This window comes from Mycobacterium sp. IS-2888 (assembly GCF_001954215.1).
Taxonomy (GTDB): Bacteria; Actinomycetota; Actinomycetes; order Mycobacteriales; family Mycobacteriaceae; genus Mycobacterium.
This window is the reverse complement of the sequence record NZ_MBET01000094.1, coordinates 223,179-249,853: the sequence shown is the minus strand read 5'-3', so window position 1 is coordinate 249,853 and position 26,675 is coordinate 223,179. Positions and strand designations below refer to the sequence as shown.

Annotated in this window: 26 protein-coding genes and 1 pseudogene; 16 read left to right on the top strand and 11 right to left on the bottom strand. The window is 67.9% G+C overall.

Annotated elements, in window-relative coordinates; genetic code table 11:
- Positions 1 to 17 precede the first annotated feature (17 nt).
- On the top strand, positions 18 to 1,073 hold the full coding sequence (locus tag A5745_RS18205; protein ID WP_076117793.1) for a nucleoside hydrolase: 1,056 nt from the start codon (positions 18 to 20) through the stop codon (positions 1,071 to 1,073).
- On the opposite strand, the gene A5745_RS18200 is transcribed toward A5745_RS18205, so the two are convergent.
- Genes A5745_RS18200 through A5745_RS18190 form a run of 3 tightly spaced genes read right to left on the bottom strand, consistent with a single transcriptional unit; the run spans position 1,036 to position 4,424 of the window.
- On the bottom strand, positions 1,036 to 2,148 hold the full coding sequence (locus A5745_RS18200; protein ID WP_076117791.1) for an enolase C-terminal domain-like protein: 1,113 nt from the start codon (positions 2,146 to 2,148) through the stop codon (positions 1,036 to 1,038). The genes A5745_RS18205 and A5745_RS18200 overlap by 38 nt on opposite strands.
- A gap of 42 nt (positions 2,149 to 2,190) precedes the next feature.
- Positions 2,191 to 3,720, bottom strand: coding sequence for a DNA polymerase Y family protein (locus tag A5745_RS18195; RefSeq protein WP_076117789.1), 1,530 nt, complete (start codon positions 3,718 to 3,720; stop codon positions 2,191 to 2,193).
- 47 nt (positions 3,721 to 3,767) lie between these two features.
- The gene (locus A5745_RS18190; RefSeq protein ID WP_076117786.1) at positions 3,768 to 4,424 is read right to left on the bottom strand and encodes a hypothetical protein; all 657 of its coding nucleotides are present in this window, start codon (positions 4,422 to 4,424) and stop codon (positions 3,768 to 3,770) included.
- 101 nt (positions 4,425 to 4,525) lie between these two features.
- On the opposite strand from A5745_RS18190, the gene A5745_RS18180 reads away from it, so the two are divergent.
- On the top strand, positions 4,526 to 5,113 hold the full coding sequence (locus tag A5745_RS18180) for a hypothetical protein (RefSeq protein ID WP_139329675.1): 588 nt from the start codon (positions 4,526 to 4,528) through the stop codon (positions 5,111 to 5,113).
- Here the strand turns inward: A5745_RS18180 and guaA are convergent, their stop codons facing one another.
- Together guaA and A5745_RS18170 are read right to left on the bottom strand one after the other, a co-directional pair.
- A complete protein-coding gene (gene guaA / locus A5745_RS18175) occupies positions 5,114 to 6,682 on the bottom strand; it encodes a glutamine-hydrolyzing GMP synthase (RefSeq protein ID WP_139329674.1) in 1,569 nt (522 codons plus the stop codon).
- A gap of 37 nt (positions 6,683 to 6,719) precedes the next feature.
- Positions 6,720 to 7,292 carry a TetR/AcrR family transcriptional regulator gene (locus A5745_RS18170; protein WP_076117784.1) on the bottom strand — a complete coding sequence of 191 codons (573 nt, stop codon included), beginning with the start codon at positions 7,290 to 7,292 and terminating at the stop codon, positions 6,720 to 6,722.
- Positions 7,293 to 7,367: 75 nt separating this feature from the next.
- On the opposite strand from A5745_RS18170, the gene A5745_RS18165 reads away from it, so the two are divergent.
- On the top strand, positions 7,368 to 8,483 hold the full coding sequence (locus A5745_RS18165) for a cytochrome P450 (RefSeq protein WP_076117782.1): 1,116 nt from the start codon (positions 7,368 to 7,370) through the stop codon (positions 8,481 to 8,483).
- Here the strand turns inward: A5745_RS18165 and A5745_RS18160 are convergent.
- The 3 genes from A5745_RS18160 to A5745_RS18150 are packed head-to-tail and all read right to left on the bottom strand — an operon-like array spanning position 8,473 to position 12,088.
- Positions 8,473 to 8,838 carry an SRPBCC domain-containing protein gene (locus A5745_RS18160; RefSeq protein WP_076059667.1) on the bottom strand — a complete coding sequence of 122 codons (366 nt, stop codon included), beginning with the start codon at positions 8,836 to 8,838 and terminating at the stop codon, positions 8,473 to 8,475. The genes A5745_RS18165 and A5745_RS18160 overlap by 11 nt on opposite strands.
- Positions 8,835 to 11,669, bottom strand: coding sequence for an RND family transporter (locus A5745_RS18155; RefSeq protein ID WP_371337037.1), 2,835 nt, complete (start codon positions 11,667 to 11,669; stop codon positions 8,835 to 8,837). The genes A5745_RS18160 and A5745_RS18155 overlap by 4 nt, the downstream gene beginning before the upstream one ends.
- A complete protein-coding gene (locus tag A5745_RS18150) occupies positions 11,660 to 12,088 on the bottom strand; it encodes an MmpS family transport accessory protein (protein WP_076059670.1) in 429 nt (142 codons plus the stop codon). Before A5745_RS18150 ends, A5745_RS18155 begins: the two co-directional genes overlap by 10 nt.
- 165 nt (positions 12,089 to 12,253) lie before the next feature.
- Between A5745_RS18150 and A5745_RS18145 the strand changes: the two genes are divergently transcribed.
- From A5745_RS18145 to A5745_RS18135, 3 genes are read left to right on the top strand one after another with little or no spacing between them, the layout of a single operon-like run.
- On the top strand, positions 12,254 to 13,057 hold the full coding sequence (locus A5745_RS18145; RefSeq protein ID WP_076059671.1) for an SDR family oxidoreductase: 804 nt from the start codon (positions 12,254 to 12,256) through the stop codon (positions 13,055 to 13,057).
- A 3-nt stretch (positions 13,058 to 13,060) separates the two neighbouring features.
- Positions 13,061 to 13,897, top strand: a complete 837-nt coding sequence (locus A5745_RS18140; RefSeq protein WP_076117780.1) for an SDR family oxidoreductase — start codon at positions 13,061 to 13,063, stop codon at positions 13,895 to 13,897.
- A 12-nt stretch (positions 13,898 to 13,909) separates the two neighbouring features.
- Positions 13,910 to 14,509 (top strand): TetR/AcrR family transcriptional regulator, encoded by a 600-nt coding sequence (locus A5745_RS18135; protein ID WP_076059675.1) that lies wholly within the window; start codon positions 13,910 to 13,912, stop codon positions 14,507 to 14,509.
- A gap of 13 nt (positions 14,510 to 14,522) precedes the next feature.
- Here A5745_RS18135 and A5745_RS18130 read toward each other — a convergent pair whose 3' ends face one another.
- Positions 14,523 to 15,728 carry an acyl-CoA dehydrogenase family protein gene (locus A5745_RS18130; RefSeq protein ID WP_076117778.1) on the bottom strand — a complete coding sequence of 402 codons (1,206 nt, stop codon included), beginning with the start codon at positions 15,726 to 15,728 and terminating at the stop codon, positions 14,523 to 14,525.
- 60 nt (positions 15,729 to 15,788) lie between these two features.
- On the opposite strand from A5745_RS18130, the gene A5745_RS18125 reads away from it, so the two are divergent.
- Positions 15,789 to 16,442: a TetR/AcrR family transcriptional regulator gene (locus tag A5745_RS18125; protein ID WP_076059678.1), complete on the top strand. Its 654-nt coding sequence runs from the start codon at positions 15,789 to 15,791 to the stop codon at positions 16,440 to 16,442.
- 9 nt (positions 16,443 to 16,451) lie between these two features.
- Here A5745_RS18125 and A5745_RS18120 read toward each other — a convergent pair whose 3' ends face one another.
- Positions 16,452 to 17,093 (bottom strand): helix-turn-helix domain-containing protein, encoded by a 642-nt coding sequence (locus A5745_RS18120; RefSeq protein WP_076117776.1) that lies wholly within the window; start codon positions 17,091 to 17,093, stop codon positions 16,452 to 16,454.
- A 79-nt stretch (positions 17,094 to 17,172) separates the two neighbouring features.
- Here A5745_RS18120 and A5745_RS18115 point away from each other — a divergent pair, with 79 nt between their 5' ends.
- From A5745_RS18115 to A5745_RS18075, 9 genes and pseudogenes are all read left to right on the top strand, one after another.
- Positions 17,173 to 18,708, top strand: a complete 1,536-nt coding sequence (locus A5745_RS18115; RefSeq protein WP_076117774.1) for an MFS transporter — start codon at positions 17,173 to 17,175, stop codon at positions 18,706 to 18,708.
- Between the two features lie 30 nt (positions 18,709 to 18,738).
- Positions 18,739 to 19,563, top strand: a complete 825-nt coding sequence (locus A5745_RS18110) for a class I SAM-dependent methyltransferase (protein WP_076117772.1) — start codon at positions 18,739 to 18,741, stop codon at positions 19,561 to 19,563.
- Positions 19,560 to 20,363, top strand: coding sequence for a class I SAM-dependent methyltransferase (locus tag A5745_RS18105; RefSeq protein WP_076061720.1), 804 nt, complete (start codon positions 19,560 to 19,562; stop codon positions 20,361 to 20,363). The genes A5745_RS18110 and A5745_RS18105 overlap by 4 nt, the downstream gene beginning before the upstream one ends.
- Before the next feature lie 4 nt (positions 20,364 to 20,367).
- A complete protein-coding gene (locus A5745_RS18100) occupies positions 20,368 to 21,249 on the top strand; it encodes an alpha/beta fold hydrolase (RefSeq protein WP_076061718.1) in 882 nt (293 codons plus the stop codon).
- The gene (locus tag A5745_RS18095; protein WP_076061716.1) at positions 21,246 to 21,662 is read left to right on the top strand and encodes a hypothetical protein; all 417 of its coding nucleotides are present in this window, start codon (positions 21,246 to 21,248) and stop codon (positions 21,660 to 21,662) included. Before A5745_RS18100 ends, A5745_RS18095 begins: the two co-directional genes overlap by 4 nt.
- A gap of 30 nt (positions 21,663 to 21,692) precedes the next feature.
- Positions 21,693 to 22,331, top strand: a complete 639-nt coding sequence (locus A5745_RS18090) for an NAD(P)-dependent oxidoreductase (protein ID WP_076061714.1) — start codon at positions 21,693 to 21,695, stop codon at positions 22,329 to 22,331.
- 51 nt (positions 22,332 to 22,382) lie between these two features.
- Positions 22,383 to 22,877: a DUF6632 domain-containing protein gene (locus A5745_RS18085; RefSeq protein WP_139329673.1), complete on the top strand. Its 495-nt coding sequence runs from the start codon at positions 22,383 to 22,385 to the stop codon at positions 22,875 to 22,877.
- A 72-nt stretch (positions 22,878 to 22,949) separates the two neighbouring features.
- Positions 22,950 to 23,703: pseudogene (locus tag A5745_RS18080) on the top strand (beta-phosphoglucomutase family hydrolase).
- The gene (locus A5745_RS18075; RefSeq protein ID WP_076061708.1) at positions 23,700 to 26,075 is read left to right on the top strand and encodes a glycoside hydrolase family 65 protein; all 2,376 of its coding nucleotides are present in this window, start codon (positions 23,700 to 23,702) and stop codon (positions 26,073 to 26,075) included. Before A5745_RS18080 ends, A5745_RS18075 begins: the two are co-directional and overlap by 4 nt.
- A gap of 4 nt (positions 26,076 to 26,079) precedes the next feature.
- Here the strand turns inward: A5745_RS18075 and A5745_RS18070 are convergent, their stop codons facing one another.
- Positions 26,080 to 26,646 carry a TetR/AcrR family transcriptional regulator gene (locus A5745_RS18070; protein WP_076061706.1) on the bottom strand — a complete coding sequence of 189 codons (567 nt, stop codon included), beginning with the start codon at positions 26,644 to 26,646 and terminating at the stop codon, positions 26,080 to 26,082.
- Between the last annotated feature and the right edge of the window lie 29 nt (positions 26,647 to 26,675).

The following is a 26,675-nucleotide window of genomic DNA, read 5'->3' as shown; positions in this document are numbered from 1 at the left end:
CCGGTATCCTTGCCGCGGTGAACCCCGTTTTCGTCGACGTCGACACCGGTGTCGACGATGCGCTGGCCCTGATCTACCTGCTGGCCAGCCCGGAGGCGGACGTGGTCGGCATCGCCTCGACGGCCGGCAACGTCGCGGTGGATCAGGTGTGTGAGAACAACCTGGGTCTGCTCGAATTGTGCGGGGCCACAGACATACCCGTGTCCAAGGGGGCCCAGCAGCCGTTGAACTGTCCGTTGCGCCCCGGGAAGGCGCACGGCCCCAGGGGCATGGGGTATGCCGACGTGCCGCCCACCCGCCGCCGGCTCACCGACTACGATTCCGCTACCGCCTGGGTGCGCGCGGCACACGCCCACGCCGCGGAGTTGATAGGCGTGGCCGCCGCGCCGCTGACCAATCTGGCGCTGGCGCTGCGCGCCGAGCCCGCGCTCCCGACGCTGCTGCGCCGCCTGGTGATCATGGGCGGCGCCTACGACTACCGCGGCAACACCAATCCGGTCGCCGAATGGAACATCAGCGTGGACCCGGAGGCGGCGGCCGAGGTGTTCGCGGCCTGGTCTAAAGCCCTTGACCCCCAACGCCTTCCGATCCTGTGCGGGCTGGATCTCACCCAGCACATCGCGATGACGCCGGAGATGGTGGCACGGCTGGCGGCCGCGGCGAACTCGACCACCACGCCGATGAGCGCCGACGATGAACGCGGCACCCGGTCGACGGCGTCGAATCCGCTGATCCGGGTGATCGAGGATGCGCTGCGGTACTACTGCGAGGTCCACCACGACCACGCTCACGGATACGTGGCGCATCTGCACGATCCGCTGGCCGCCGCGGTCGCGCTGGAGCCGGAGCTGGTGACGACCCGGGCGGCGACGGTCGACGTCGAGCTGGCCGGGACCCTGACCCGCGGCATGACCGTCGTCGATTGGTCGGGGCGCTGGGGCCGGGAACCCAACGCGCACATCGGTATTGGCGTGGAACCTGAGGAGTTCTTCGACCGGTTCATCGCACGGGTCGGGATGTTCGCCCGCGATGAGTTCAGGCGACGCGGAACTGCTCGAGATCCGCGTCCTTGACGGTCAACCCGTGTCCGGGCGCGGTGCGGTCCGGGCGCAGCACGCCGCCCGGCTCGGGATCGATGGTCCCGTCGAACGCGAGCCGTTCGATCCGCACGTGGTCGTGGAAGTACTCGAGGTGGCGCAGGTGCCAGATGGCGGTGCCAACCTGGGCGCTGATCTGCGGCGCGCAGTGCAGCGAGAGGTCCATGCCCCGCGCGTCGCACAACGCGGCAACCTTGAGCACCCCGGTGATGCCGAGGGCCCGGGTGACGTCGGCCTGCAGGCAGTCGACCGCGCCCGCGGCAAGCATGCGCTGGAAGTAGGGCAGGTGGTACCCGTATTCGCCGGCCGCGATGTCCATGCCGGCCGGCCCGCGCTCGCACAGCCGGCGTAATCCGTCGAGATCGTCGGAGGACACCGGTTCTTCGAACCACCGCACGTCGTACTCCGCGTAGCGCTCGGCCCACAGCAGCGCCTGCTTGCGCTGATACGCGCCGTTGGCGTCGACCAACAGCTCGGCGTCGTCGCCGATCGCCGCCCGGGCGGCCGCGACCCGACCGACGTCGGCGTCCGGGTCGCGACCCACCTTCATCTTGACCCGGGGAATGCCGGCCTCGACCCAGCCGCTCAGCTGCGCGCGCAGGGTGTCGTTGTCGTACGAGGTGAACCCGCCGCTGCCGTAGATCGGCGTGGCGTCGTGCACGGCGCCCAGCGCCACGACCAACGGTTCGTCCAACAGGCGAGCGCGCAAGTCCCACAGCGCGATGTCGAGCGCCGAAATCGCCTCGGCAACCACGCCCGGCTTGCCCAGGTTGCGGACCGCGTCCTGCATCTGCGCCCACCGCGCCGGCGGCTGCAGCGCGTCCGCGCCGTCCAGGACGTCGGCCAGCTTGGAGCGGACGACGGTGACGACGGGCGTGCCCGCGTAGGTGTAGCCGACGCCGACCTGCCCGCCGGCCCGCACGCTCGCCAGGACGAGGGTCGTCGAGTCCCACTCCAGGGTGCCGTCGGACTCCGGTGCGTCGGTCGGGATCGAGTAGGCCGAGGCCTCGACGGATTCGACGGGAATCGCTGAACTCGCACGCAAAGCCATGCTGGATGACTACCCGCACACCCGCCGGGTATGCCCGCACCGCTACTCGTAGCTTCCCTCGAGATACCAGCGCCGCTGGCGGTAGCACAGCAGAAACGCCCGCTCGTCCTCCAGCAAGACCTGGGCGCGGGCGGCGCCGCCCTTGGCGTCGGGGTCCCACCACCGCTCGTCGACCGGCCACGGTCCGGCCCACCAGCTCAGCCGCTCGTCTCGAGCGTCCACGGTCAGCCGGGCGGGGTCGGCCGAGAACAGCCCCCGTCCGGTTACCCGTATCGGATTGCCTTGGGCGTCAAGCAATTCCACCGGGTCATCGAGCAGGACCGCGGGCGACGGCTCGGGCAGTTGTCCGGGCCACGGCAACCCCGGGTCGGCGCCCGGCACCGGCTCGTCGCCCAGCGGGGTCAGCGTGATGCGTTCGGCGGGCCCGCGGCCGCCGGAGAGCACCGGCACCCGCACCGCCTCCGGGCCGAGCAGGCCCTGCACCCGCACCAGCGCGCGGCGGGCCCGCAGCCGGTCCTCCTCGCCGAGACCGCCCCATAGCGGCAATTGCAGCGCCTCGGCGGACACCACCTCCACCGCCTGCAGCCGCAGCAACGTCACCGCCGCCGTGGGCGCGCGGACTCGGGCATTCCGGTTGCTCAACCACCCGTCCAGCTGCCAGCGCACCCGGTCGGCGGTGGCGTCCTCGGTCAGCGGCTCGGCGCAGCGCCACACCCGTTGCAGCTCTTCGCCGTTGGCGGTGACGGCGTGGATGGCCAGCCGGGTGCATCCCACTCCGGCGGCCATCAGCATCTGGTGCAGCGTGCCGGCCAGCGAGCGTCCGGCGAATGCCGCGGCATCGACCCGGTCGATCGGTGGATCGCAGTCCAGGACGGCCTCGAGTTCCGGCGGCGGCTCCCGCCCGGACGGGCCTCGCTCGGGTTCACCGCGGGCGAACCGGTGCGCGGTCACCCCGTCGGCGCCGAACCTGGAGGCCACATCGGTGCGGGACAGCGCGGCGAACTGCCCGATGGTGCGAATCCCCATCCGCCACAACAGATCCGTCAGCTCTTCTCGGCCCGGACCCGACAGGCTCGGCTCGGTGGCCAGCTGCCGGATCGAGAGCACCGACAGGAACTTCGCGTCGCCACCCGGTTCCACGATCCGGCCCGCGCGCGCGGCGAAGACCGCGGTGGACAACTGGTCGGCGATCCCGACCTGACACTCCGCGCCGGCCGCGGCCACCGCGTCGATCAGCCGCTCGGCGGCCACCTCCTCGGACCCGAAATAGCGGGCCGCCCCGCGCACCGGCAACACCAGGAGGCCGGGCCGCAGCACCTCGGCGCGGGGCACCAGATCGTCCACCGCCGCGATCACTCCTTCGAAGAAGCGGGCGTCGCGGTCGGCGTCGGCGGTCGCGACGTGCAGTTGCGGGCACCGGGCCGCGGCCTCGCGGCGTCGCAGCCCTCGGCGCACTCCCACCGCACGAGCGGCCGACGAGCAGGCAATCACCCGATTGGCCAACGTGACCGCGATGGGAGCGGTCGCGGGCAGGTCCGCTGCCGCTGCCGCCGCGACCGCGGGCCAGTCCATGCACCAGATCGCTAAAACCCTTGAACCAGAAGGGGATACCACTGGAATTACCCGGCTCGCGCTCGGCCGATCACCCGTCTGCCCGCACACACGCCGCTGACCTGCAGCCGCACCCTGCTGATCCGGCCGAATCCAGGGGCGGGAGCCCCTGGAGAAGCCGAAGTGATCTCGTAGCCGCAGACCCGGGCCGCAAGCCGCGTCGGCGCCCCTTGCCAATCGCCGTCGGTGACCAGCAGGGTGCACCCCTTGCTGCGGGCCCGCGCCACCACCGCCCGCGCGCGGGTATGCGGCACCCGGCGCCCGCCCAGACCGAGTACCACCAAATCCATGCCGTCGATGAGCACCGCGGCCACCTCCACCGGATCGTTCCCGGGATCCGGTATCACCGCCAGCCTGCTCAGATCCGCCCCCATCTCCGCGGCTGCCAGCAGCCCGATGTCCGGCTGGCCGACGACGGCGACGTTGCCCCCGGCCGCCGTCACCGCGGCCACCATGCCCAGCAGCAGCGACCGGGCCCCCGACAGCACCGCCACCGTCCCCCGCGGCAACGGCACCGGGAGCGACTCCGCCAGCCACCGCGGGAGCGCCACCCCGGATTCCGAATCCGGCAGCGGGTCGGGGGCTCGCCCGGACATTGCAGCCATCCGTCGGCGAAGCGATTCCAGCTGTTCAGCGCGGTTATCGGAGGCCAAAGCCGCGGTCATGACTGCCTCCTACCAAACACTCTTTTTCGAACGCATGTTCGATATATTTGGAGTAAACACCCAGCCTCCGACAACCGTCAAGAAACATGAGAGGCTGCTTTATGCGCTCGGTACTGGTGTGGCTGATGGTGCTTTTTTGCGCTACTTTTCCCGCGCCAACCCATGCCGCGCCGTGTCACCCCGCGGAGCTGTTCGCCACCGACAACACCGATCCCCTGTTCGAGACGCAAGCCGACGTGACGCTCGCGCTGAACGGCACGGCGGTGACGGGATCCACCGCCCTCGACGGCGTGTACTGGTCGACGGCGCTGCAGCAGATCACCCATGAGCGCTCGCGTGAATTTCACCTGTGCGGGGCCGACGGTACGTTGCACACCGCCGCCGAGGCGCTGCGCCGCCAGTTCGACCAGGAAGCCATCCTGACCTTCGACTACGAGCCCGCGCCGGGTGGGGACGCGATCATCATCGCCGTGCCGGATGTCGACATCGCCCGCTTCGGCGACGCGCTGGCGGCCGACCCGGCTGGGCGCGACCGCATCCGGGGTGGATCCGTCACCGCGACCGACCACACCTTGATCCTGGTCGCCGGGAACGACGATCGCGAGGTCGCACGCAGACTCGTCGCCGAGGCCGGCGGGAACTGGGATGCGGCCACGATCGCCTCCGGCAGGCGCGAATTCGTCGAGTAACTACTCCCACTCGATGGTGCCGGGCGGCTTGCTGGTGACGTCCAGCACCACGCGGTTGACCTCGGCCACCTCGTTGGTGATGCGGGTGGAGATCCGCTCCAGCACCTCGTAGGGCACCCGCGTCCAGTCGGCGGTCATCGCGTCCTCGCTGGACACCGGCCGCAGCACGATCGGATGCCCGTAGGTGCGGTTGTCGCCCTGGACGCCGACCGAGCGAATGTCGGCCAGCAACACCACCGGGCACTGCCAGATCTGGTTGTCCAACCCGGCGGCGGTGAGCTCCTCGCGCGCGATGGCATCGGCGCGCCGCAGCGTGTCCAACCGCTTCGCGGTGACCTCGCCGACGATGCGGATGCCCAGCCCCGGGCCCGGAAACGGTTGGCGCGCAACGATTTCCTCCGGCAGACCCAACTCCCGCCCGACGGCGCGCACCTCGTCCTTGAACAGCAGCCGCAACGGCTCGACGAGTTTGAACTTAAGGTCGCCGGGCAGCCCGCCGACGTTGTGGTGGCTCTTGATGTTGGCGGTGCCACTGCCCCCGCCGGACTCCACCACATCCGGATACAGCGTGCCCTGCACCAGGAACTCAACGGGATTGTCCCCCAACACATCCCGCACCGCGCCCTCGAAGGCCCGGATGAACTGCCGGCCGATGATCTTGCGCTTGCCTTCGGGATTGGTCACCCCCGACAGCGCCTGCAGGAAGGTGTCCGCGGCGTCCACGGTGACCAGGTTGGCGCCGGTGGCGGCCACGAAATCGCGCTGCACCTGATCGCGCTCGCCCGCGCGCAGCAGCCCGTGGTCGACGAAGACGCACGTCAGCCGGTCGCCGATGGCGCGCTGCACCAGCGCGGCGGCAACCGCGGAATCCACGCCGCCGGACAGCCCGCAGATCGCGTGGCCGTCGCCGATCTGGGCGCGCACCTGCTCGACGAGCGCCTCGGCGATGTTGGCGGCCGTCCACTCCGCGCCGAGTCCGGCGAAGTCGTGCAGGAACCGGCTGAGCACCTGTTGCCCGTGCGGGGTGTGCATCACCTCGGGGTGGTACTGGACCCCGGCCAGGCGCCGGCCGCGGTTCTCGAAGGCGGCCACCACCGCACCGGGGCTGCTGGCCACCACATCGAACCCATCGGGGGCGGCGGTGACGGCGTCGCCGTGACTCATCCAGACCGGCTGCACACTGGGCAGCCCCGAATGCAATTCGCCGCCAACAACTTTCAGCTCGGTCCGGCCGTACTCGCTGGTGCCGGTGTGCGCGACGGTCCCGCCCAGCGCCTGCGCCATGGCCTGAAACCCGTAGCAGATGCCGAACACCGGCAGCCCGAGGTCGAACACCGCCGGATCGAGCTGCGGCGCGCCCTCGGTGTAGACGCTGGCCGGTCCACCGGAGAGCACCAGCGCCACCGGGTCGCGGGCCTTGATCTCCTCGACCGAGGCGGTGTGCGGGATCACCTCCGAGAAGACCCGCGCCTCCCGCACCCGGCGGGCGATCAATTGCGCGTACTGTGCGCCGAAATCGACCACCAACACAGGGCGGGGCGTCGACACGGTGTCAGCGGGTTCGGCCACGGCAGAAAGTCTAGTGGCTGCCGACGACCGCCCCCGGTCAGCGCTCCGCGGCCTGGATCACGGCGTCGACAACGCTCCTGATTCGGATGGCGGCGTCGTCGGGGTCGGGCTGGCCGGCGTCGAGCCAGGCGATGACGGCGTCGATCGTCATGCTGGGCAGCAGCCGCGCCGCCCAGCTCCGCCACCGATCATCGGCGACGCCCGCGAGGTGGCGGCGGGTGAGGTCGGCCGAGCTCTCGATGAGGGTGTCGATGATGTCGTGAAACTGCGGTTCGCGCGCGACGTAACGGTAGAGCAGCCGGAAGGCGTCCGGATCGGCCGCGGCCGCGCGGATGAACGCGGGGATGCTGGCATCGCCGAGGTCTTCGCCGCCGGTTGCCTCGCGCAGCCTTTGGTGGCCACTCTCTATGACTTCGCGATACAGGTCGGCCTTCGACGCGAAGTGCCGGTACAGGATCACCGGGGTCACGCCGGCCTCCGCGGCGATGGCATCGAGCCCCGTGTTCGCGAAGCCGCCGCGGGCGAAGGCGCGGGTGGCGGCCTCGAGGATCTGCTCGCGCCGTTGGGCGCGGGGCATCCGCCGGGTCGGCTCGGATTGGACAACCGTCATCCAACCTCCTCTTGTCTAGGCCTAAGTATACAAGTACAGTTGTATAAGAACTCTTATACCTGCTGGGGACATGCGATGACATCCATCGGACTGCCCATACATCGGGTACGGACCCCGGTCGGCGACGTGGGCTGGCTGGTCAGCGACTACACCCACGTGCGACGGCTGCTCGACGACGATCGCCTCGGCCGTTCTCATCGCGAACCCGAAACGGCCGCGCGCACAGGCGAATCGGCGTTGTTCGGTGGCCCGCTGGGGGACTTCGACACCGAGGCGGCGGACCACGCGAAGATGCGGGCACTGCTACAGCCCCACTTCTCACCCAAGCACCTGCGTTCGCTGGCACCGAGAGTCGAGGCACTGACCACCGGGCTGCTGGACGAACTCGAAAAGCAGGGCCCCCCGGCCGATCTGCACGCGCGATTGGCGCTGCCGCTGCCCATCCTGGTGATCTGCGAGCTGCTCGGGGTGCCCTATTCCGATAGGGACCAGTTCCGTGCCTGGGCGGAGGACGCAGGCAACGTGCGCGATCACGATCGCTCCGAGCGCGGGCTGGCCGCGCTGTTCGACTATGGCCGCGCCCTGGTCGAGCGCAAGCGCGCCCACCCGGGCGACGACGTTATGTCGCGGCTGTGTGCGACCGACGGCGTCTCCGACGAAGACGCCGCCACGATGTCGATGCTCTTGCTGTTCGCCGGGCACGAGACCACCGTGGTCCAGATCGGCTTGGGGACAATGCATTTGCTGACCAACCGCGATCAGTGGGAGGCGCTTGTCGATAACCCCGCGCTGATTCCCAACGCGGTCGAGGAACTGTTACGAGCGTCGACAACTGGGGGCGGGGTGGGCGGCATTCCCCGCTACGCGCGCACGGACTTCGACATCGACGGTGTCGCGATCCACGCCGGAGACCTGGTGCTGCTGGACGTCGGGGCGGCCAACCACGATCCCGCGACGTTCGCCGATCCGCAACGCGTTGATGTCTCCCGCAAGGAAGCCGCCCATCTTGCGTTCGGATACGGCGGCCACTATTGCATCGGAGCCCCGCTGGCTCGCATCGAGCTGAAAGCGGTTTTCGCTCAACTGATTCCACGGTTTCCGTCAATGAATCTCACGGTCGATCCCGCAACACTGCCCATGCGTCGCGACGTGCTGGCCGGCGGACTCGTCGAACTACCGGTCACGTGGTGATCCAACTCCTGGTGTGCTCCAGCAGGGTGGCCCCGTCGTCGGGAACTAACCGGAACTCGACCGACATGGCGGACAGATGAGGGGCGTATTGCACCCAGCACAATCGCGTGGGCGCCTGTAGCGCTGTCACCCGGCACAGTGCGGTGTCGTCGCGGCCGCGGCGATGACGGATCAACCGAAACGACGTGCCCACCTCGAGCCGTTGGTCCTCGACGGCGTGCTCGACGGCGTCCCAGGTGTCGTACCACTCGGCGATGCCGGCGACGGTGGTGATCAAGTTCCACACCTTCTCCGGCGGCGCGGCGAGGCGTATCGACTTGGAGAGCGTCTGCTGTTCGGCGCGTCGGGATTTCATGCGCGCAGGCTTTCGGCGACGGTCCGGGGCGAGACCGTGGGTCTCACCAAAGAAGGTCTGGAGCCGACCCGTTGCGGCCACCAGAACCAGCGTCCGAGCAGGGCCGCGATCGACGGCGTCATGAGGGAGCGCACGACGAGAGTGTCGAAGAGCAGCCCCATCCCGACGATCGTGCCGAATTGGCCGATCATCCTCAGATCGCTGAACACAAAGGACGCCATGGTGAACGCGAACACCAGCCCGGCGGACGTCACCACCGCTCCGGTTCCGCCCATGGCGCGGATGATTCCGGTCTTGATGCCGGCGCCGATTTCCTCTTTGAATCGGGATACCAGCAGCAGGTTGTAGTCCGATCCCACGGCCAGCAGCACGATCAGCGCCATCGCGATGACCAGCCAGTGCAACGGACTTCCGAGAATGTCTTGCCAGACGAGCACCGACAGTCCGAACGAGGATCCCAGCGACAGCAGCACCGTGCCGATGATGACGAGGGCGGCGATCACGCTGCGGGTGATGATCAGCATGATGACGAAAATCAGGCTGGCCGCGGCGATCCCGGCGATCAGCAGGTCGTACTTGGCCGCGTCACTCATGTCCTTGTACGTCGCCGCCGTGCCGCCCAGCTGAATCTTGGCGTCCTCCAAGGGGGTTCCCTTGACCGCGTGGTGCGCGGCCTTTTTGATGGCGTCGACGTGCGAGATGCCCTCGGGTGTCGCCGGATCCCCGTTGTGGGTGATGATGAACCGGGCCGCCTTCCCGTCGGGCGAGAGGAACATCGCCAAGCCCCGTTTGAAGTCAGGGTTGTCGAACGCTTCCGGCGGCAGATAGAAGGAATCGTCGTTCTTGGCCGCGTCGAAGGCCTGCCCCATCGCGCTCGCGTTCTGCTGGGCGGCGTCCATTTGATCCAGCAGGCCCGAGAACGAGCTGTACATCGTCATCGTCATCGTGCGCATGGTCGAGGTGGCGTCGATGATCGGCGGCAGCAGCGAGATCAGCTGTGGCAGCATGACATCGAGGCTGTCGGTGTCTTTCACCAGCCCGCCCAGGTCGTCGGTGAGCTTGTCGACGCCATCCAGCGCATCGAATGCCGAGCGCAGCGCCCAGCAGACGGGGATGTCGAAGCAGTGCCGCTCCCAGGAGAGGTAGCCGCGCAACGGCCTGAAGAAGTCGTCGAAATCGGCGATGCGGTCGCGCACGTCGTCGGTGTCCGCGACAATCTGCTTTGTTTGGCCCGCGATGTCGTGGGTGGTGGCCGCGAGCCCGCGCATCGCGGCGAGCATCCGTTGCATGGTGTCGATGACGCCCGCCATCTGATCGGCGACGGCGCGCATGTCGGCCATGCGGTCGTGCATGTACTTCATGTTCTCGGTCAGGGTCGTCCCCTGCATGCTGATCTGGAAGGGAATGGACGTGTGCGCGATGGGGGTACCCAGCGGCCGGGTGATGCCCTGGACGCGGGCGACGCCGTCGGCCGCGTAGACGGCCTTGGCAACCCGGTCCAGGATGAGCATGTCGGCGGGATTGCGCATGTCGTGGTCGGTCTCGACGAGAAGCAGGTCGGGGTTGAGCCGCGCCGGCGAAAAGTGCCGGTCCGCCGCGGCGTATCCGATGTTGGACGGTGTGATCGCGGGCAGGTAATTGCGGTCGTTGTAGCTCGTGGTGAACGACGGCAGCGCCAGCAGCCCGACCAGGGCGCTCGCGCAGGTCGCCGCGAGGATCGGCGCGGGCCAGCGCACGACGGCGGTCCCGACCCGTCGCCATCCGCGCGTCTTGATCTTCCGTTTGGGATCGAACAGGCCGAATCGACTGCCCAGGGTGAGGATGGCCGGGCCCAGGGTGAGGGCCGCCGCGACCATCGTGAACATGCCGATGGCACAGGGCGCACCCAGCGTTTGAAAGTAGGGCAGCCGTGTGAAGGACAGGCAGAACATCGCGCCGGCGATGGTCAGGCCCGAGCCCAGGACCACGTGTGCGCTGCCGCGAAACATGGTGTAGTAGGCGGCTTCCCGATCCTCCCCCGCCTGGCGGGCCTCCTGATATCGCCCGACGACGAATATCGCGTAGTCGGTGCCGGCCGCGATGGCGAGTATCGGCAGGATTTGCACCGCGAAGGTCGAAAGCCCGATGGCCCCATGGCTTCCCAGAAACGCGATCACCCCCTGCACGGCGGGCAATTCGATGAAGACCATCAGCAGCGTCAGCAGCACCGTGACCAACGATCGGTACACGATCAGCAGCATCAGCACGATGACCCCGATCGTCACGCCCATCACCTTGCGGGCGCTTTTGTTGCCGAATTCGAGTTGGTCGGTGGTGACGGCCGCCGCGCCGGCGACATAAGCCTTGACGCCACCCGGTGCCGGCACGCTCGACACGATGCGCCGCACGGCGTCGACCGACTCGTTGGCCAGCGTCTCGCCCTGGTGCCCGGCGAGGAAGACCTGCACATATGCGGCCCTGCCGTCGGGACTCTGCGAGCCGGCCGCGGTGAGCGGATCGCCCCAGAAGTCTTGAATGTGCTCGACGTGCTTCTTGTCCTGTGCGAGCCGGCGCACCAGGTCGTCGTAAAACCGGTGCGCCGTGTCGCCCAGCGGCGCCTGACCTTCCAGGACGACCATGACGGCGCTGTCCGAATCGAACTCGTGAAATACCTGGCCGATGCGCTTCATCGCCTGTATCGCGGGAGCGTCGTCGGGGCTCATCGACACCGCGTGCGCTTCCCCGACCGCTTCCAGTTGTGGCACAACGATATTCGTAATCGCGGCGAGGCCCACCCAAAACAGCAGGATGGGCAGCGCAAGGCGGCGGACCGTTCGCGCGATCACGCGGATTTCACCAGGCAGAAGGTTTGGGGGTTGACGCCTTCGACGGTTCGTTGATCCTTGGTCTGGCCGTTCACCGTGATTCGGCAGCCGATGACCTCGCCATCGCCCTGCGCCACGACGTTGACGCTTACCGCCGGGGCGGTAGTGGACACGCTGTAGGTCCACGGCAACCCGGCACCGTCGACTCGCTGCGGTGCGGCGTCGACGTCGAGGTAGTTGATGTCGGCGACGCTCCCCACGGGGCCGAACACCTCGAGGGTCACGCGCTTGGGATTGAACGGCTTGATGTCATCGGCGCGGGGGCTCGCCGCCGACGCGTTGGGGTGAACACCGAATGTCCCGTGCAGCCGGTAGACGGCGAAACCCGCGATAGCGACCAGGGCCGCGATGGCCAGCGGCAGCCACGCACGCTTGACGACAATCATCTGGCTCTAAGCCTCTCGCGGTAGGCAGTAGTCAGTCAGACAACTAACATAATACTGAGCCGATGCCAGCGCAATCCGTCCTTCAATTCTTCTCCTTGTCAGTACTCACCCCAGATAGTAAGTTGGCTAACTAGCTTGGTACATGACAAAGGGAAGGCGGACGCCATGAGCATCAACGCACACCAATTCGGTCCGTGGGCCGTCGTGACGGGCGCGTCATCAGGGATCGGGCGCGAGTTCGCTAACCAGCTCGCCGCCGCGGGCATCAACGTGGTGCTGGTCGCCCGGCGCCTGGACGTGCTGCGGGATGTCGGCGCGGAGCTGGCGGAGCGCCACGGTGTGGAGCATCGCGCCCTCGACGTCGACCTGTCCGAGCCGGGCATGCTGACCCCAATCGCCGAGGCCACCAACGACATTGACGTCGGCCTGCTGGTGTCGAACGCCGGTGTGGCCCTGCCCGGGCCCTTCCTGAGCTCCGACCTGCAGGCGCAGCGCGCGGTCCTGCGGCTGAACACCGCGGCGCACCTGGGCCTGAGCCACCACTTCGGTCAACGCCTGGCGCGCCGCGGCCGCGGCGGCATCGTGCTCGTCTCCGCGCTGGGCGCGATCCACGGCGTGCCCTACATGGCGCACACCGCAGCGACCAAGGCCTACGTAACAAGCCTCGGCGCCGGACTGCACGGCGAGCTGGCCAAGCACGGCGTGCACGTGACCGTCCTGCACCCGGGACCCACCCGCACCCCCGTGCTGGCCGAGCTCGGCCTGGACCCCGACAAGCTGCCAATACCGCCCTTGACGCCGGACGATTGCGTCCGCGAGGCGCTGCGCGCGCTGCAGCGCAACCGCGCCAACTGCATACCGGGCCGGATCAACCGGGTCAGTGCCGCGCTCGTGCCCGCGGCGTTGACCCGCTCGATGATGTCGCGCATGTTGGCGCGGCCATCGCAGATCAATGCGGCCGCCCAATAGCCCATGGAAAAACCAATCTGCCTGATCACCGGGGCCACCGACGGCATCGGCAAGGTCACCGCGACCGCGCTCGCGACAAAGGGTTATGCCGTCGTGCTCGCCGCACGCAACGAAGCCAAGGCGGCGAGCGTCATGAGCGAAATCGTCGCGGCCACCGGCAATCACGACGTCGATTACCTCACCGCCGACCTCAGGTCCCTCGCCCAGCAGCAGCGGCTGGCCGACACGTTCGCGGCCCGTTATCCGCGGTTGGACGTGTTGATCAACAACGCCGGGATCGTCATGACGCGGCGCATCCTGACCGAGGACGGTTATGAGACGACCTTTCAGGTCAACTACCTCTCGCAGTTCTACCTCACCCACTTGTTGCTCGACGAACTGCGAAGGAGCCCACAGGGCAGAATCGTCAACCTGAGCTCGAGCGTGTACCGCGTGGGCAAGTTCGAACCCGACAACCTGCAAGGCGAGCAACGATTTTCGGCCATCCGCGCCTATGCGGCGTCCAAGCTCCTCGTGCTGTTGTTCACCATCGAGCTGGCGCACCGGCTGGCGTCGACGCGGGTCACCGCGAACGCCGCGCATCCCGGGATCGTCAGGACACCGATGATGCGGGACGCCCCGGGAGCCCTGCGTGCGATGTCCTATGCGGCTCTGCCGTTTTCGATTTCCCCCAACAAGGGCGCGGCCACCTCGGTGGACCTTGCCTCCTCCACGCGGCGAGCGCAGCACTCCGGCCAATACTTCGCGCGTGCTAAGGCTAGGAGCGTCAAGACCTCCTACAACACGCACGAGAACAGGAATCTGTTGTGGGCGTTGAGCATGGATGCGTGCCGTCTATAGTCCGTGAGTGATATGGCTGACTCAACCGATTCCGACGATGCCGCCCCGCCGACGCCCCCGGGCAAGCGAGAGCGACTGATCGCCGCCGCATGCGATCTGTTCCATCGCCAGGGCATCGCGGGTACCACGCTCGCGCACATCGCCGAGGCCGCCGACGTACCGCTGGGCAACGTGTACTACTACTTCAAGACCAAGGACGACATCGTGGCCGCAGTCGTCGAGGCGCGCACCGACGAAATCCGATCCGCCACCGCGGCCGTGCAACGCCGGCACGGTAGCCCCAAGGCCCGGCTGAAGGCGCTCGTGGGCATGTTGGCCGACTCGCGTGACACGATCGCCGACCACGGCTGCCCGTTGGGCACCTTGTGCACCGAGCTCGCGAACCAGCCGGGCCAATCGCCCGCCCTGACCGCTCCACTCATGCAGACCCTGCTGGACTGGGCCGAGCAGCAATTCCGCGCCATGGGTCGCCGCGACGCCCGCGACCTGGCGCACCAACTCGTCATCGCCTACGAGGGCAGCGCGGTCCTCACGAACGCGCTGGCCCAACCCGAGATCATGACGCGCGAAGCCAGGCGGCTGGAAAAGTGGATCAACGCCTTGGAGGTCTGACGGGGCGTGGGTGTCACATCAAGTGGGTCGGTTGGGTGATGCCGAATTGGGCGTTGGCATAGCGCTTCAGGGCGGACGGACTGAAGTACACGTGCTGACCGACGGTATGTAAGTCCCGGAAGCATCGCTGCAGCGGATGGGTCGCGTGCACCGCCCCCGCACCGGTCAGGCCGAACGTCGCGTCGACCGCGTGGCGCGCCGCGCGCATTGCCTGCTGGGCGGCGAGCTGGAAACGAGCGCGCTGCTGTAGCGACGGTGTGTCGCCGGCGAGCGCGGTGTCCCACAGGGCGCCGGCCTCGTCGAGAACGAAGGCCCGCGCCGACCGCAAAGCCGCTTCGGCACCGGCGAACTCGACCTGCGCGACAGGGTCCTCGGCGAGGGGCTCGAAGGTGCCGGCACGGGTCTTCGTGGGCGCAAGGTCGGCGAATTCGTCGAGCGCGCGCCGCGCGATCCCGAGCGGGACACCGACCAAGGCGACTCCGACCAGTGTGAAGAACGCCAGTCTCCACAATGGGCCGTCCTGGCGGGCCGGCTCGAAGAACGGGCGGATGGTGTGTTCTTCGGCAACGTGCAGACCTCGTGCGACCACGTCATTGCTGCCCGTGGCGCGCAGCCCCAAAACGTCCCAGTTGTCCACGATTTCGGCGTCGGCGCGCGGAAAGAACGCAAGGCGCCAGTCCGGGCCCTGCCCCGCGATCATTCTCGGCGCCTGACTGTCCAAGGCGTCGAAGACGAACATCCCGGCCAGCAACCATTCGGCGTGGCGGCAACCGCTGGCGAAAGGCCAACGGCCGTCGACTGTGAACCGGCCGCGGTCATCCTGGACGGCTCGCCCGGTGGGGGCAAACACGGTGGCCGCCAAAAAATCCGCGTCCGGGCCGAACAGTTCTAGGGCGACCGCAGGCTCGAGCCAAGCGGTGAACGCCGGAGCGCCGGCACCGATCGCCCCAATCCAGCCCGTCGAACCGTCGGCACGCGCCAGTTCCTCGATCATCTGGATGAACTCCGCGGGTGCCACTTCAAAGCCGCCGAGCGAGCGTGGTTGCAAGGCACGGAAGATGCCGGCAGCACGCAGCCGCCCGACCAGATCGATCGGCAATGTCCCGAGCGCCTCAGCGTCATCGGCGCACCGCGCAATTTCCGGCGCCAGGCCACGCGCGACCGCCATGGAATGGTCGCCGTCCGCCAGCGTGGCGGGAGCAGGTGTAGCGATTGTCATGTCTGGCTCCCCATGTCTGATACAGTAAATAGTAATAGATACAGGAGCATGTACTGAAATATGGGATCTGTCAAGAGCCAGCCTCCGCGCCGCTATGACTCGACCCGTCGTCGCCAACAGGCGCAACAGAACCGGCAGGCGGTGCTTGCGGCCGCCCGGAAGCGCTTCCTGGCGCAGGGTTATGCGGCGACGACCATTGCGGAGATCGCGGGCGACGCCGGCGTGTCAGTCGAGACGGTGTACAAGGCCTTCGCCACCAAGGCGGGCGTCCTCAAAGCGCTCTTCGATGTGTCCGTCGCCGGCGATGACGAACCGATCCCCATGGTCCAGCGAGACGTCATCCAGGAGGTGCTCAAGGCGCCCCGGGCCGCCCGCAAGATCGAGATCTACGCCAAGCACCTGGCCTCCACGATGCCGCGCAGCGCTCCAGTCCAGCTGCTCGCACGCGACGGCGCCGCGTCGTCCCCAGACGCCGCGACGGTCTGGAAGCAGATCCGGCACGAAACTCTCACGGCGATGACGATGTTCGCCTCCGACCTGGCCCACACCGGGCAGCTGCGGGTCAGCGCCACACACGCCCGCGATGTCCTCTGGACGTACCACGCACCCGAGCTTTACGAACTCCTCGTTCTGGAACGCGGTTGGTCGGCCTCCCGCTACGGCAAGTTCATCGCCCACGCATTGATCGGCGCGCTGCTGGAAAACCGAGACTGACGCTCCCGACTACAGCGAAAACGCCTGACGCACCGCGTCAATCGCGCCCGGGTCGCCCGCGAAGTCGATGCGCCGCAGCGCCGCCTTGCGCTTGGCGTCGGTTGACCCGAGGCGGGCGTTGACAAGGTCCGCCGCGCTGGCGGTGATGGTCACCGCCGGCTCGCCGCGCGCGCCGGCGAGGCGACCCTCGGTCACGGTGAACTCGAAACGGCGGCCGTCGATCTCGATGCGGCACGCCGCCTCCAGACCGGCCGCGGCACCCGAGTCGAAGCCCAGCAGGATGCCCGCCAGGAACCCGTTCAGCGGCGAGACCGGCCCGTCCCCGATCGGGTCCAGCCGGTCCAGCCCGAACCATGCGATGCTCCGTAGGACCGGCAGCACCCGCTGCCAGCCGTCGTCGCTGAGCGTGTACACGGTGCGTCCGATCGGGGCGGGTAGGTCGGCGCGGTCGACCAGCCCGGCGTCCTGGAGTTCCTTGAGTCGTTCGGCCAGCAGGTTGGTCGCGATGCCGGGGAGCTCGTCGCGCAGATCGCCGTAGCGGCGGGGCCCGCCGACCAGTTCGCGCAGGATCAGCAACGTCCACCGCTCGCCGAGGACGTCGAGGCCACGGGCGATCGGACAGTTCTGGTTGTAGTTCCTGCGGGTCGGCATAATGCCACCCTACCTGCGGAAGACATCTTTTTCAACTTCTTACTTGATTTATTTGTCTATCAGCTTTAGTCTCTTGTCCATGCGTACCGAACCGATATTCCGAAACCACCCGATTTCCGCACTCGCCGTCATCTGCCTCGGCGTCTTCGTCATCAGCGTCGACGCCACCATCGTCAACGTCGCGCTGCCCACCCTGTCGCGTCAGCTCGGCGCCGACACCGCCCAGCTGCAATGGATCGTCGACGCCTACACCCTGGTCATGTCCGGCCTGCTGCTGTCGGCCGGCAGCCTGTCCGACCGTTACGGCCGGCGGGCCTGGCTCAACTCCGGGCTCGCGGTGTTCGCGCTGACATCCGCCGTTGCGGCACAAGCGAATTCGGCCGACGCGCTGATCGCGGCTCGCGCCGCCATGGGTGTGGGGGCGGCGGTGATCTTCCCGACCACGCTGGGCCTGATCACGAACATCTTCACCGACCCGGTGCCGCGCGCCAAGGCCATCGGGCTCTGGGCGGCCATGGTGGGCGTCGGGGTGGCCGTCGGCCCGATCAGCGGCGGCTGGCTGCTCGAACACTTCTGGTGGGGCTCGATCTTCATGGTGAACATCCCCATCGCGGCGCTGGCCATCGTCGGCGGCATCCTGTTCGTTCCCACCTCACGCGACCCCGCGGCACCGCGCGTCGACGTGCCCGGCCTGATCCTGTCCGCGGCCGGGATCACGACGCTGGTCTACACCGTCATCGAGGCGCCGACGTGGGGATGGACCAACGGCCGGACCGTGGCCGGGTTCGCGCTCGCCGCCGTCGTTCTCGCCGGGTTCGCGCTGTGGGAGCGGCGCAGCACCCATCCGATGCTGGATGTCTCGGTGTTCTTCAACCGCCGGTTCTCCGGTGGCAGCCTGGCAGTGACCGCCGGCTTCCTGACGTTGTTCGGCTTCATCTTCGTGATCACCCAGTACTTCCAATTCATCAAGGGCTACACGGCATTTCAGAGCGGCGTGCGATTGCTGCCGGTTGCCGCCCTGATCGCGCTGGCGAGCATCCTGGGCCCCCGGCTGGTCGAACGAATCGGCACCACCGCCGTCGTCGCCACCGGCCTCATCGTGTTCGCCGCCGGGCTGGCGTGGGCGTCCACGGCGGACGCCGCCACGCCCTACCTCGAGATCGCCCTGCAGATGGTGCTGCTCGGCGGCGGCCTCGGCCTGACCACCGCCCCGGCCACCGAGGCCATCATGGGATCGCTGGCCGTCGACAAGGCCGGCGTCGGCTCGGCCGTCAACGACACCACGCGTGAGCTGGGCGGCACCCTCGGCGTGGCCATCGCCGGCAGCATCTTCGCGTCGGTGTACTCGGGACATCTCGGCTCTGCCGCGCTGACCGGGCTGCCGGCCGACGCGATGCGGCACTCGATGGCGTTCGCCCACCGGGTGATCGAACAACTGCCGGCGCACCAGGCCGGTTATGTCCGGGCCGCCGTCGACAACGCATTCCTGGACGGCCTCCAGGTGAGCTCGCTGGTGTGCGCGGGCATCGCGCTGGGCGCCGCGATCGTCGTGGCCTGGCTGTTGCCGGCACGCGAGCGGCAAGCGACGCCGTCACCCGAACTGGCCAACGCCTAACACCCTCCCGCACAGAAAGGCACCAAACCAATGGGTACATCAGACAGCACGTATGTCCTCGGCCACGCCGACGTCGAGGTGCAGCGGCTCCTGCTGCAGGCAAGGCTGTACGACGGCTATACGGAGCACGCGCTGCGGCTCGCCGGGCTGCGCCCGGGCATGCGTGTGCTCGACATCGGCAGCGGCCCCGGCGACGTGTCGTTCATCGCCGCGGGGCTGGTCGGGCCGACGGGAAGCGTGCTCGGTGTGGACGCCGCACCCGAGATGGTCGAGCTCGCCCGCGCCCGCGCCGCCGAAAAAGGCCTGACAACAGTCCGTTTCATGCGATCGGCGATTGACGCCATCGCCCTGGACGAACCGGTCGACGCCGTCATCGGCCGGCTGATCCTGATGCACCTGCCCGACCCGGCCGCCACGCTGCGGTATCTCAGCTCGTTGCTGCGCCCCGGCGGCGTGATCGCGTTCGCCGAGATCGACATCACCCGGGCGCGCAGCGTCCCGGACCTGCCGCTGTTCAGCCAAGTGACGTCGGGCATCGTCCGCGCCTTCGAGGCCATGGGCCTGTCCGCGCGGTTCGGCACCACACTGCACAACGTCTTCGCGGAGGCCGGCCTGGGCGCACCGCAGCTGACCATCGGCGCGCCGATCGGCACCGCCGCCGATGCCGACATCCTCGCCTACGGCGCGGAAGTCTGGCGGCTCGTCTCGCCCATCGCAGAACAAGGGGGCTATGGCCTCGACGATCTCGGCGACATGGCCGAGTTCGTGCCGCGTTTCCGCGAAGAGGCGCTGGCGGCCGGCGCCCTCATCACCATGCCCTCCATCATCACCGCATGGACGAAGGTGCAGAAATGACCGACACAATCGCCGACCAGTATTCGACGGGCCTGTCGCGCAACAACATCGAGCGGGCCCTGCTCGCCGCGGGCAAGAACCTCGACAACCTCGCGCCCGCCGACCTGGCCCTGCTCGAGGACTTCCACACCATGGGTCGCATCGCCACCGGCCGGCTGGTGGACCTGGCGCAGATCACCAGTGCCAGTAGGGTGCTCGACGCCGGCAGCGGGGTCGGCGGCACCGCCCGCTACATCGCCGACCGCTACGGCTGTACCGTCGACGCCGTCGACCTCACCGACGAATACTGCGACACCAGCCGTTGGCTCAATCGCCTCGTCGGACTCGACGACCTGGTCAGCGTCCGCCAGGCCGACGTCACCGAACTCCCGTTCGCCGACGGCACCTTCGACGTCGCCATCAGTCAGCACGTCCAGATGAACGTCGCCGACAAAGCTCGCCTGTATTCCGAGGCGCGGCGAGTACTGAAAGACGGCGGCCGGCTGGCCATGTGGGACATCACGATTGGCGATCACGGCGAACTCGACTATCCGCTGCCGTGGGCCGACCAGCCCGCCCACAGCCACCTGGTCACCGCCGAAGCATTACGTGCCGCCGTCGAGTCGGCCGGATTCTCGATCGAGCACTGGAACGATCTCACCGATCAGGCGGCCGCGCTCATGCAAGCCCTGCTGGCGCAGCCCGCCAACCCACTGGGCCTGCATGCCTTCGTCACCGACTTCAGGCGCAAGGCCGAGAATCTCACCCAGGCCCTGGCCGACGGACGGCTTCGAGCTATCCAGGCAGTCAGCGGAGGTTAACATCATGCAACGCAACGAGATTCCAGACCAGAAGTACACGACCGCGTGGACCGGTGGCCGCGGCGAGGTCAAGTTCCTCCGCCGTTCCGACGGCTCGCGGCTGCGCTACTTCACCGCGGGAACCGGCCCGCCGCTGGTCCTGCTGCACACGGTCCGCACCCAGCTGGACTACTTCCAACGCGTCATCCCCGCGCTCTGGGACGAATTCACGGTCTACGCGCTCGACCTCCCGGGCATGGGCTGGTCCGACATCGCTGCCGGCGCGAGGTATAACGAGCCGGAACTGCGAAGCGCCGTAGTGGAATTCGTCAGGGCGCTCAACCTGCGAGACGTCACACTGGCCGGCGAATCGATGGGCGCCGCGGTCGCGCTGCTGGCCTCGATCGAGCTGAGGGACAACGCGCGCAACGTGATCGCGTTCAACCCCTACGACTACCCGAGCGGACTGGAACGGGGCAACTGGTTCGCCCGCGTGATCGGAACGGCCATCCGGCTGCCCGGCTCCGGGCCGATCTTCGCCGCACTGGAAAACCGCCTCATCCTCAAAGGCGTGCTGGCCGGCGGCTTCGCCGACCGCGGCGCGCTGCCGAAGGACTTCCTCGTCGAGCTGCGCCGCAGCGGCCGCCGACGCGGCTACCCCAGGGTGGCCCGCGCAATCATGCGCAGCCTCAACGGGTTCATCGCCGCGCGGCCGCGTTACCCGGAGGTGAGCGCTCCCGTCACACTGGTCTATTCCGAACGCGACTGGTCGCGCCCCGCCGAACGCGAACACGTCGCTCGCCTGCTGAACGTCGACCCAGTCACGGTGCCCGGCGCGGGTCACTTCTCCGCGCTGGAGCGTCCGGCCGACGTGGTCCGCATCATCCGGGAAACCGCCCGCCCATGAACCAAACCCGGGCATTCTGGCTTGCGCTGATGATCCGGCTGACCGCGATCGGGTACCTGCTCTTCTTCGTGCCCGACCTCGTCCTCGCGAGCACGCATCACATCGGCACCCTGCCGCCGTTTTTCGCCCGCCTCTTCGACTGGGGCGAGGGCGGCGACTCGGTAGCGGTCATGTTCGCCACCGTCTACATCGTCTGGGCCCTCTTCCTGTTCGCGGCGGCGCGTGACCCACTCGCCAACCGGCTGTTTCTTGATTTCAATCTCACGGCGAACGCCGCCCACTTCGCCGCCATGCTCGTCATGGCCGCCGCCATGCACGGCGAACACCAGCACATCGCAGGGGTCGTGGTGCTCGGAGTGCTCACCACCGTGCCGCTGGCGGCGTGCTGGCTTCCGGTCCGGCGCCGCCGATGAGTTTCAGTGACTCGTCGCCTCCATACCGACATGACAACAATTGCGATTTTCGGGGCAACCGGCTACTCCGGCGGGAACATCGCCGAGGAGGCGCTGTCCCGCGGGCACCGAGTGATCGCGGTGGCCCGCAACACCAGCCCGTTGGCCGGCCGTACCGACATGGACGTCCGGCAGGGTTCATTGTTTGACGAGCGGTTCGTCCGCGACATCGCAGTGGACGCGGACGTAGTCGTGGTGGCCGTACCGGCGCATGGCACCGGCCTGGCCGAATACATCCCGGAACTGGGGCGAATTGCCACGGACAACGCGCTGCGCATCGGCGTGGTCGGCGGTGCGGGCAATCTGCGGGTTTCGCCCGATGGGCCGCGCGCGCTGGACACGCCGATCTTCCCCGAGGAGTTCAGGGCGGATGGCATCGCGCATGCCGAGGTGATGACGCGGCTGCGCGCATTGCCCGAGGACGTGGACTGGTTCAGCCTTTCCCCGCCGGCGGTGTACAACTCCGAGAACCGCGGCGAGCGCACTGGGATCTTTCGCGTCGGTGAGGACGTGCTCCTCATCGACGCCGAGGGCAACTCCCACATCGGCGGCGCCGACTATGCCATCGCCTTTGTCGACGAGATCGACAACCCGAGGCATCGCCGGGCGCTCTTCACCGCCGCGTACTGATCGCGCCTTGATCTGCCAACCCACAACAAACAGAGGATGAAGGGAAGTTCGGTGAGTGCAATCAACAGCGAACGCATGCCACGAAAGGGCTTGGCGTTCAAAGTGTTTCTGCGCGTCTACGGTGTCTTGACGCTCACAATCTTCGGTCTGCTCATCGTGGGATTCCTTGCGCAATCCCCGCTGCTCGCCGAACACGGCGGGGCTTTGAACTGGACGATCTGGAATGACGTTCGTTGCGGCAGCGAGCATATGCACGTTCCGCCGATGCTGATGGTGATCTACATCGTCTGGGGCGTGTTCCTCCTCCTCGCCGCCGCAGACCCATACAGCTATGCGTCCTTCCTGCGGTTCACAGCGTGGGCCAACCTGGCACACGGTGGCCTGATGATCGTGCAGGCCGCCACCGAATTAGACAAATACTGGAGCAAGTTCCTCACCGACATACCGTTCGTGCTGATTCTTGCTGTGGGCATTTTCGTGTGGGGGCGCGGCGCAAAGCTCCAGCGGCCAGGCCGGGACGTCCCGCCAACCCCTGCGATCAGTTAAGAGCCACGGCCGGTGATCTGTGGCGGCTCGCGGGCAAGCATGGTGGAGTATTAGCGGCCAACTACTCCGAGAGTGAGGATCCGCTGTGCTGGGTCTGCCAGAAAAGGTGCGTGCCTGCCTGTTCGACCTCGACGGTGTGCTCACCGACACCGCGAGCGTGCACACCAAGGCCTGGAAGGCCATGTTCGACGCCTACCTCTCCCAACGCGCCGAGAGCACGGGCGAAAAATTCGTCCCCTTCGACGAGGCGGCGGACTACCGGCAGTACGTCGACGGCAAGAAACGAGAGGACGGCGTCCGGTCGTTTCTGAGTAGCCGCGGAATCGAACTGCCCGAAGGCAGTCCCGACGATCCCGACGGCGCCGACACCGTCTACGGCCTGGGTAACCGCAAGAACGACATGTTCCAGAAGGTGTTGCACGACGACGGGGTCAAGGTGTTCGAAGGGTCGCGCCGCTATCTGGAAGCGGCCTCGGCGGCGGCGCTCGGCATCGCGGTGGTGTCCTCGAGCGCCAACACCCGCGACGTGCTCGAGATCACCGGGCTCGACCGGTTCGTCCAGCAGCGGGTGGACGGCATCACCTTGCGCGACGAGCACATCGCCGGCAAGCCCGCCCCCGACTCCTTCCTGCGGGCCGCACAGCTACTCGACGTCCCGGCCGACGCGGCGGCCGTATTCGAAGACGCGTTATCCGGCGTGCAGGCCGGTCGCGCCGGTAACTTCGGCTTCGTGGTGGGCGTCGACCGAGTGGGCCAGGCCGAGGACTTGCGGCGAAACGGCGCCGACGTCGTGGTGACCGATCTGGCCGAATTGCTGCAGTCATGATCACCCAGGAAGCGTTCCCCGTCGAACCGTGGCAGGTCCGCGAAACCAAGCTGGACCTGAACCTGATCGCCCAGTCGGAATCCCTGTTCGCCCTGTCCAACGGGCACATCGGGCTGCGCGGCAACCTCGACGAGGGCGAGCCGCACGGCCTGCCGGGCACGTACCTGAACTCCTTCTACGAAATCCGGCCCCTGCCGTACGCCGAGGCCGGATACGGCTATCCCGAGGCCGGTCAGACCGTCGTCGACGTGACCAACGGCAAGATCTTCCGGCTGCTGGTCGGGGATGAGCCCTTCGACGTCCGGTACGGCAAATTGCTCTCGCACGAGCGCACCCTCGACCTGCGGGCCGGGACGCTGACCCGCCGGGCCCACTGGTGCTCGCCTTCGGGCAAGCAGGTCAAGGTGGTGTCCACCCGTCTGGTGTCGCTGGCGCAACGCAGCGTCGCGGCCATCGAATACGTCGTCGAGGCCGTCGACGAATTCGTTCGCGTGACCGTGCAGTCCGAGCTCGTCACCAACGAGGATCAGCCGACCACGTCGGCCGACCCGCGGGTGGCGGCCATTCTGGACAACCCGCTCGAGGCCGTCGACCACGAAAAGACCGAGTACGGCGCGCTTCTCATGCACCGGACCCGGAGCAGCGCGCTGATGATGGCCGCCGCGATGGATCACGAGATCGACGTTCCCGGACGCGTCGAAGTGAACACCGACGCGCGTGAGGACTTGGCGCGCACCACCGTGATCTGCGGGCTGCGCCCCGGGCAAAAGCTGCGCATCGTCAAATATCTGGCCTATGGCTGGTCGAGTCTGCGTTCGCGCCCGGCGCTGCGCGACCAGGCCGCCGCCGCACTGCACAGCGCCCGCTACACCGGGTGGCAGGGATTGCTGGACGCGCAGCGGTCCTACCTCGACAACTTCTGGGAGAGCGCCGACGTCGAGGTCGAGGGCGACTCCGAATCGCAGCAGGCGGTGCGCTTCGGACTGTTCCACCTGTTGCAGGCCAGCGCGCGCGCCGAACGCCGCGCGATTCCCAGCAAGGGACTCACGGGAACCGGCTACGACGGCCACGCCTTCTGGGACACCGAGGGATACGTGCTGCCGGTGCTCACCTATACCGCGCCCCACGCGGTCGCCGATGCCCTGCGATGGCGGGCCTCGACGATGGACCTGGCCCGGGACCGGGCGGCCGAACTCGGCCTGGAGGGTGTCGCCTTTCCGTGGCGCACCATCCGCGGCCAGGAGTGCTCGGCATACTGGCCGGCCGGCACCGCGGCCTGGCATATCAACGCCGACATCGCGATGGCCTTCGAGCGGTATCGCGTGGTCACCGGCGACCAATCGCTGGAGGCCGAGTGCGGCCTCAACGTTCTGGTCGAGACCTCCCGGCTGTGGATGTCGCTCGGGCACCACGACCGCCATGGTGTCTGGCACCTGGACGGGGTCACCGGCCCCGACGAATACACGGCGATCGTCCGCGACAACGTCTTCACCAACCTGATGGCCGCACACAACCTGCTCGTCGCCGCCGACGCGTGTAACCGCCATCCCGAGAAGGCAGCAGAACTGGGCGTCTCCACCGAAGAGGCCGCCTCGTGGCGTGATGCGGCCGGCGCCGTCAACATCCCCTACGACGAGGAGCTGGGAGTCCATCAGCAGTGCGAAGGCTTTACCACCTTCGCGGAGTGGGACTTTGAAGCCAACACGACCTATCCGCTGCTGTTGCACGAAGCGTATGTGCGGCTCTACCCCGCGCAGGTGATCAAGCAGGCCGACCTGGTGCTGGCGATGCAATTGCAGAGCCACGCGTTCACGGCCGAGCAGAAGGCCCGCAACGTCGACTACTACGAGCGTCGGATGGTGCGCGACTCGTCGCTGTCGGCCTGCACCCAGGCGGTGATGTGTGCCGAGGTCGGGCACCTCGAGCTGGCGCATGACTACGCCTACGAGGCCGCGCTGATCGACCTGCGCGACTTGCACAGCAACACCCGCGACGGGCTGCACATGGCTTCCTTGGCCGGCGCGTGGATGGCGCTGATCAACGGTTTCGGCGGCCTGCGCGACGACGAGGGTGTCCTGGCCCTGGATCCCCAACTGCCCGATGGCATTTCGCGACTTCGGTTCCGGCTGCGGTGGCGGGATTTCCGGGTGACGGTCGACGCCAACCACTCCGATGTCACCTATACGCTGCGCGACGGGCCCGGCGGCGACCTGACCATCAGGCATGCCGGCGAGGAACTCGAACTGAGCACCGAGAAGCCGACGACCATCGCGGTGCGCCGGCGCAAGCCGCTGCTGCCGGCGCCACCCCAGCCCCCGGGCCGCGAGCCCGTGCACCGGCGCAGCATGCTTCAGCAGCTGACCGAACGCTGAGCCGTCAGTGCGGCTGAACCATCCGGGCCACCTCGGTGCGGATCGCCTCGCGAATTTCGGGCTCGGGCATGTCGTCCAGACCGGTCGCGGAGCGCAGGATGGGCGCGAACAACCGCCAACCGAATTGCAGCGCAAGGGCATTGGCCACGGCTAACCGTGCGGCGGTGTCCTCGTCATGCAGTGGCCGCACCAACTCCAGCAGGGCCGCGATGTTCGGAAAGTGCTTCTGCAACTGGGCGGCCGGATACCCGTCCAGCAGCGTGCGGGCCATGACCCGCATCTGCCGGTCCAGGGCATCGTCCAAAACGCCGAGGGTCTCGCCGGCCTGCAGTCGCTCTTTCAGATTTGCGCCCAGCCGATCAAGCACGGCACCGACGAGCTGTTCCTTGGTGCCGAAATGGCGGAACACCAGCCCGTGGTTCACCCTCGACCGGGCGGCGATGTCGCGGATCGAGGTCGCCGCCGGGCCCCGCTCGGCGAACAGGTCGGTGGCCGCTTCCAGGATCGCCGCGGCCACCTCCTCCCGCCCGGTGGGTGTTTTCGAGCGACCCCTTGCGGAAGGTGTAGTCATATGACTACAGTAGCGCATGTAGTCAGTTG

Coding starts and splice junctions, on each gene's coding strand:
- A5745_RS18140 (WP_076117780.1), top strand. CDS start 13,061: ATGGAAAAACCAATCTGCCTGATCACCGGGGCCACCGACGGCATCGGC.
- A5745_RS18200 (WP_076117791.1), bottom strand. CDS start 2,148: ATGGCTTTGCGTGCGAGTTCAGCGATTCCCGTCGAATCCGTCGAGGCC.
- A5745_RS18105 (WP_076061720.1), top strand. CDS start 19,560: ATGACCGACACAATCGCCGACCAGTATTCGACGGGCCTGTCGCGCAAC.
- A5745_RS18135 (WP_076059675.1), top strand. CDS start 13,910: ATGGCTGACTCAACCGATTCCGACGATGCCGCCCCGCCGACGCCCCCG.
- A5745_RS18145 (WP_076059671.1), top strand. CDS start 12,254: ATGAGCATCAACGCACACCAATTCGGTCCGTGGGCCGTCGTGACGGGC.
- A5745_RS18165 (WP_076117782.1), top strand. CDS start 7,368: ATGACATCCATCGGACTGCCCATACATCGGGTACGGACCCCGGTCGGC.
- A5745_RS18100 (WP_076061718.1), top strand. CDS start 20,368: ATGCAACGCAACGAGATTCCAGACCAGAAGTACACGACCGCGTGGACC.
- A5745_RS18115 (WP_076117774.1), top strand. CDS start 17,173: ATGCGTACCGAACCGATATTCCGAAACCACCCGATTTCCGCACTCGCC.
- A5745_RS18110 (WP_076117772.1), top strand. CDS start 18,739: ATGGGTACATCAGACAGCACGTATGTCCTCGGCCACGCCGACGTCGAG.
- A5745_RS18070 (WP_076061706.1), bottom strand. CDS start 26,646: ATGACTACACCTTCCGCAAGGGGTCGCTCGAAAACACCCACCGGGCGG.
- A5745_RS18095 (WP_076061716.1), top strand. CDS start 21,246: ATGAACCAAACCCGGGCATTCTGGCTTGCGCTGATGATCCGGCTGACC.
- A5745_RS18170 (WP_076117784.1), bottom strand. CDS start 7,292: ATGACGGTTGTCCAATCCGAGCCGACCCGGCGGATGCCCCGCGCCCAA.
- A5745_RS18195 (WP_076117789.1), bottom strand. CDS start 3,720: ATGGACTGGCCCGCGGTCGCGGCGGCAGCGGCAGCGGACCTGCCCGCG.
- A5745_RS18090 (WP_076061714.1), top strand. CDS start 21,693: ATGACAACAATTGCGATTTTCGGGGCAACCGGCTACTCCGGCGGGAAC.
- A5745_RS18130 (WP_076117778.1), bottom strand. CDS start 15,728: ATGACAATCGCTACACCTGCTCCCGCCACGCTGGCGGACGGCGACCAT.
- A5745_RS18180 (WP_139329675.1), top strand. CDS start 4,526: ATGCGCTCGGTACTGGTGTGGCTGATGGTGCTTTTTTGCGCTACTTTT.
- A5745_RS18150 (WP_076059670.1), bottom strand. CDS start 12,088: ATGATTGTCGTCAAGCGTGCGTGGCTGCCGCTGGCCATCGCGGCCCTG.
- A5745_RS18190 (WP_076117786.1), bottom strand. CDS start 4,424: ATGACCGCGGCTTTGGCCTCCGATAACCGCGCTGAACAGCTGGAATCG.
- A5745_RS18160 (WP_076059667.1), bottom strand. CDS start 8,838: ATGAAATCCCGACGCGCCGAACAGCAGACGCTCTCCAAGTCGATACGC.
- A5745_RS18125 (WP_076059678.1), top strand. CDS start 15,789: ATGGGATCTGTCAAGAGCCAGCCTCCGCGCCGCTATGACTCGACCCGT.
- A5745_RS18120 (WP_076117776.1), bottom strand. CDS start 17,093: ATGCCGACCCGCAGGAACTACAACCAGAACTGTCCGATCGCCCGTGGC.
- A5745_RS18075 (WP_076061708.1), top strand. CDS start 23,700: ATGATCACCCAGGAAGCGTTCCCCGTCGAACCGTGGCAGGTCCGCGAA.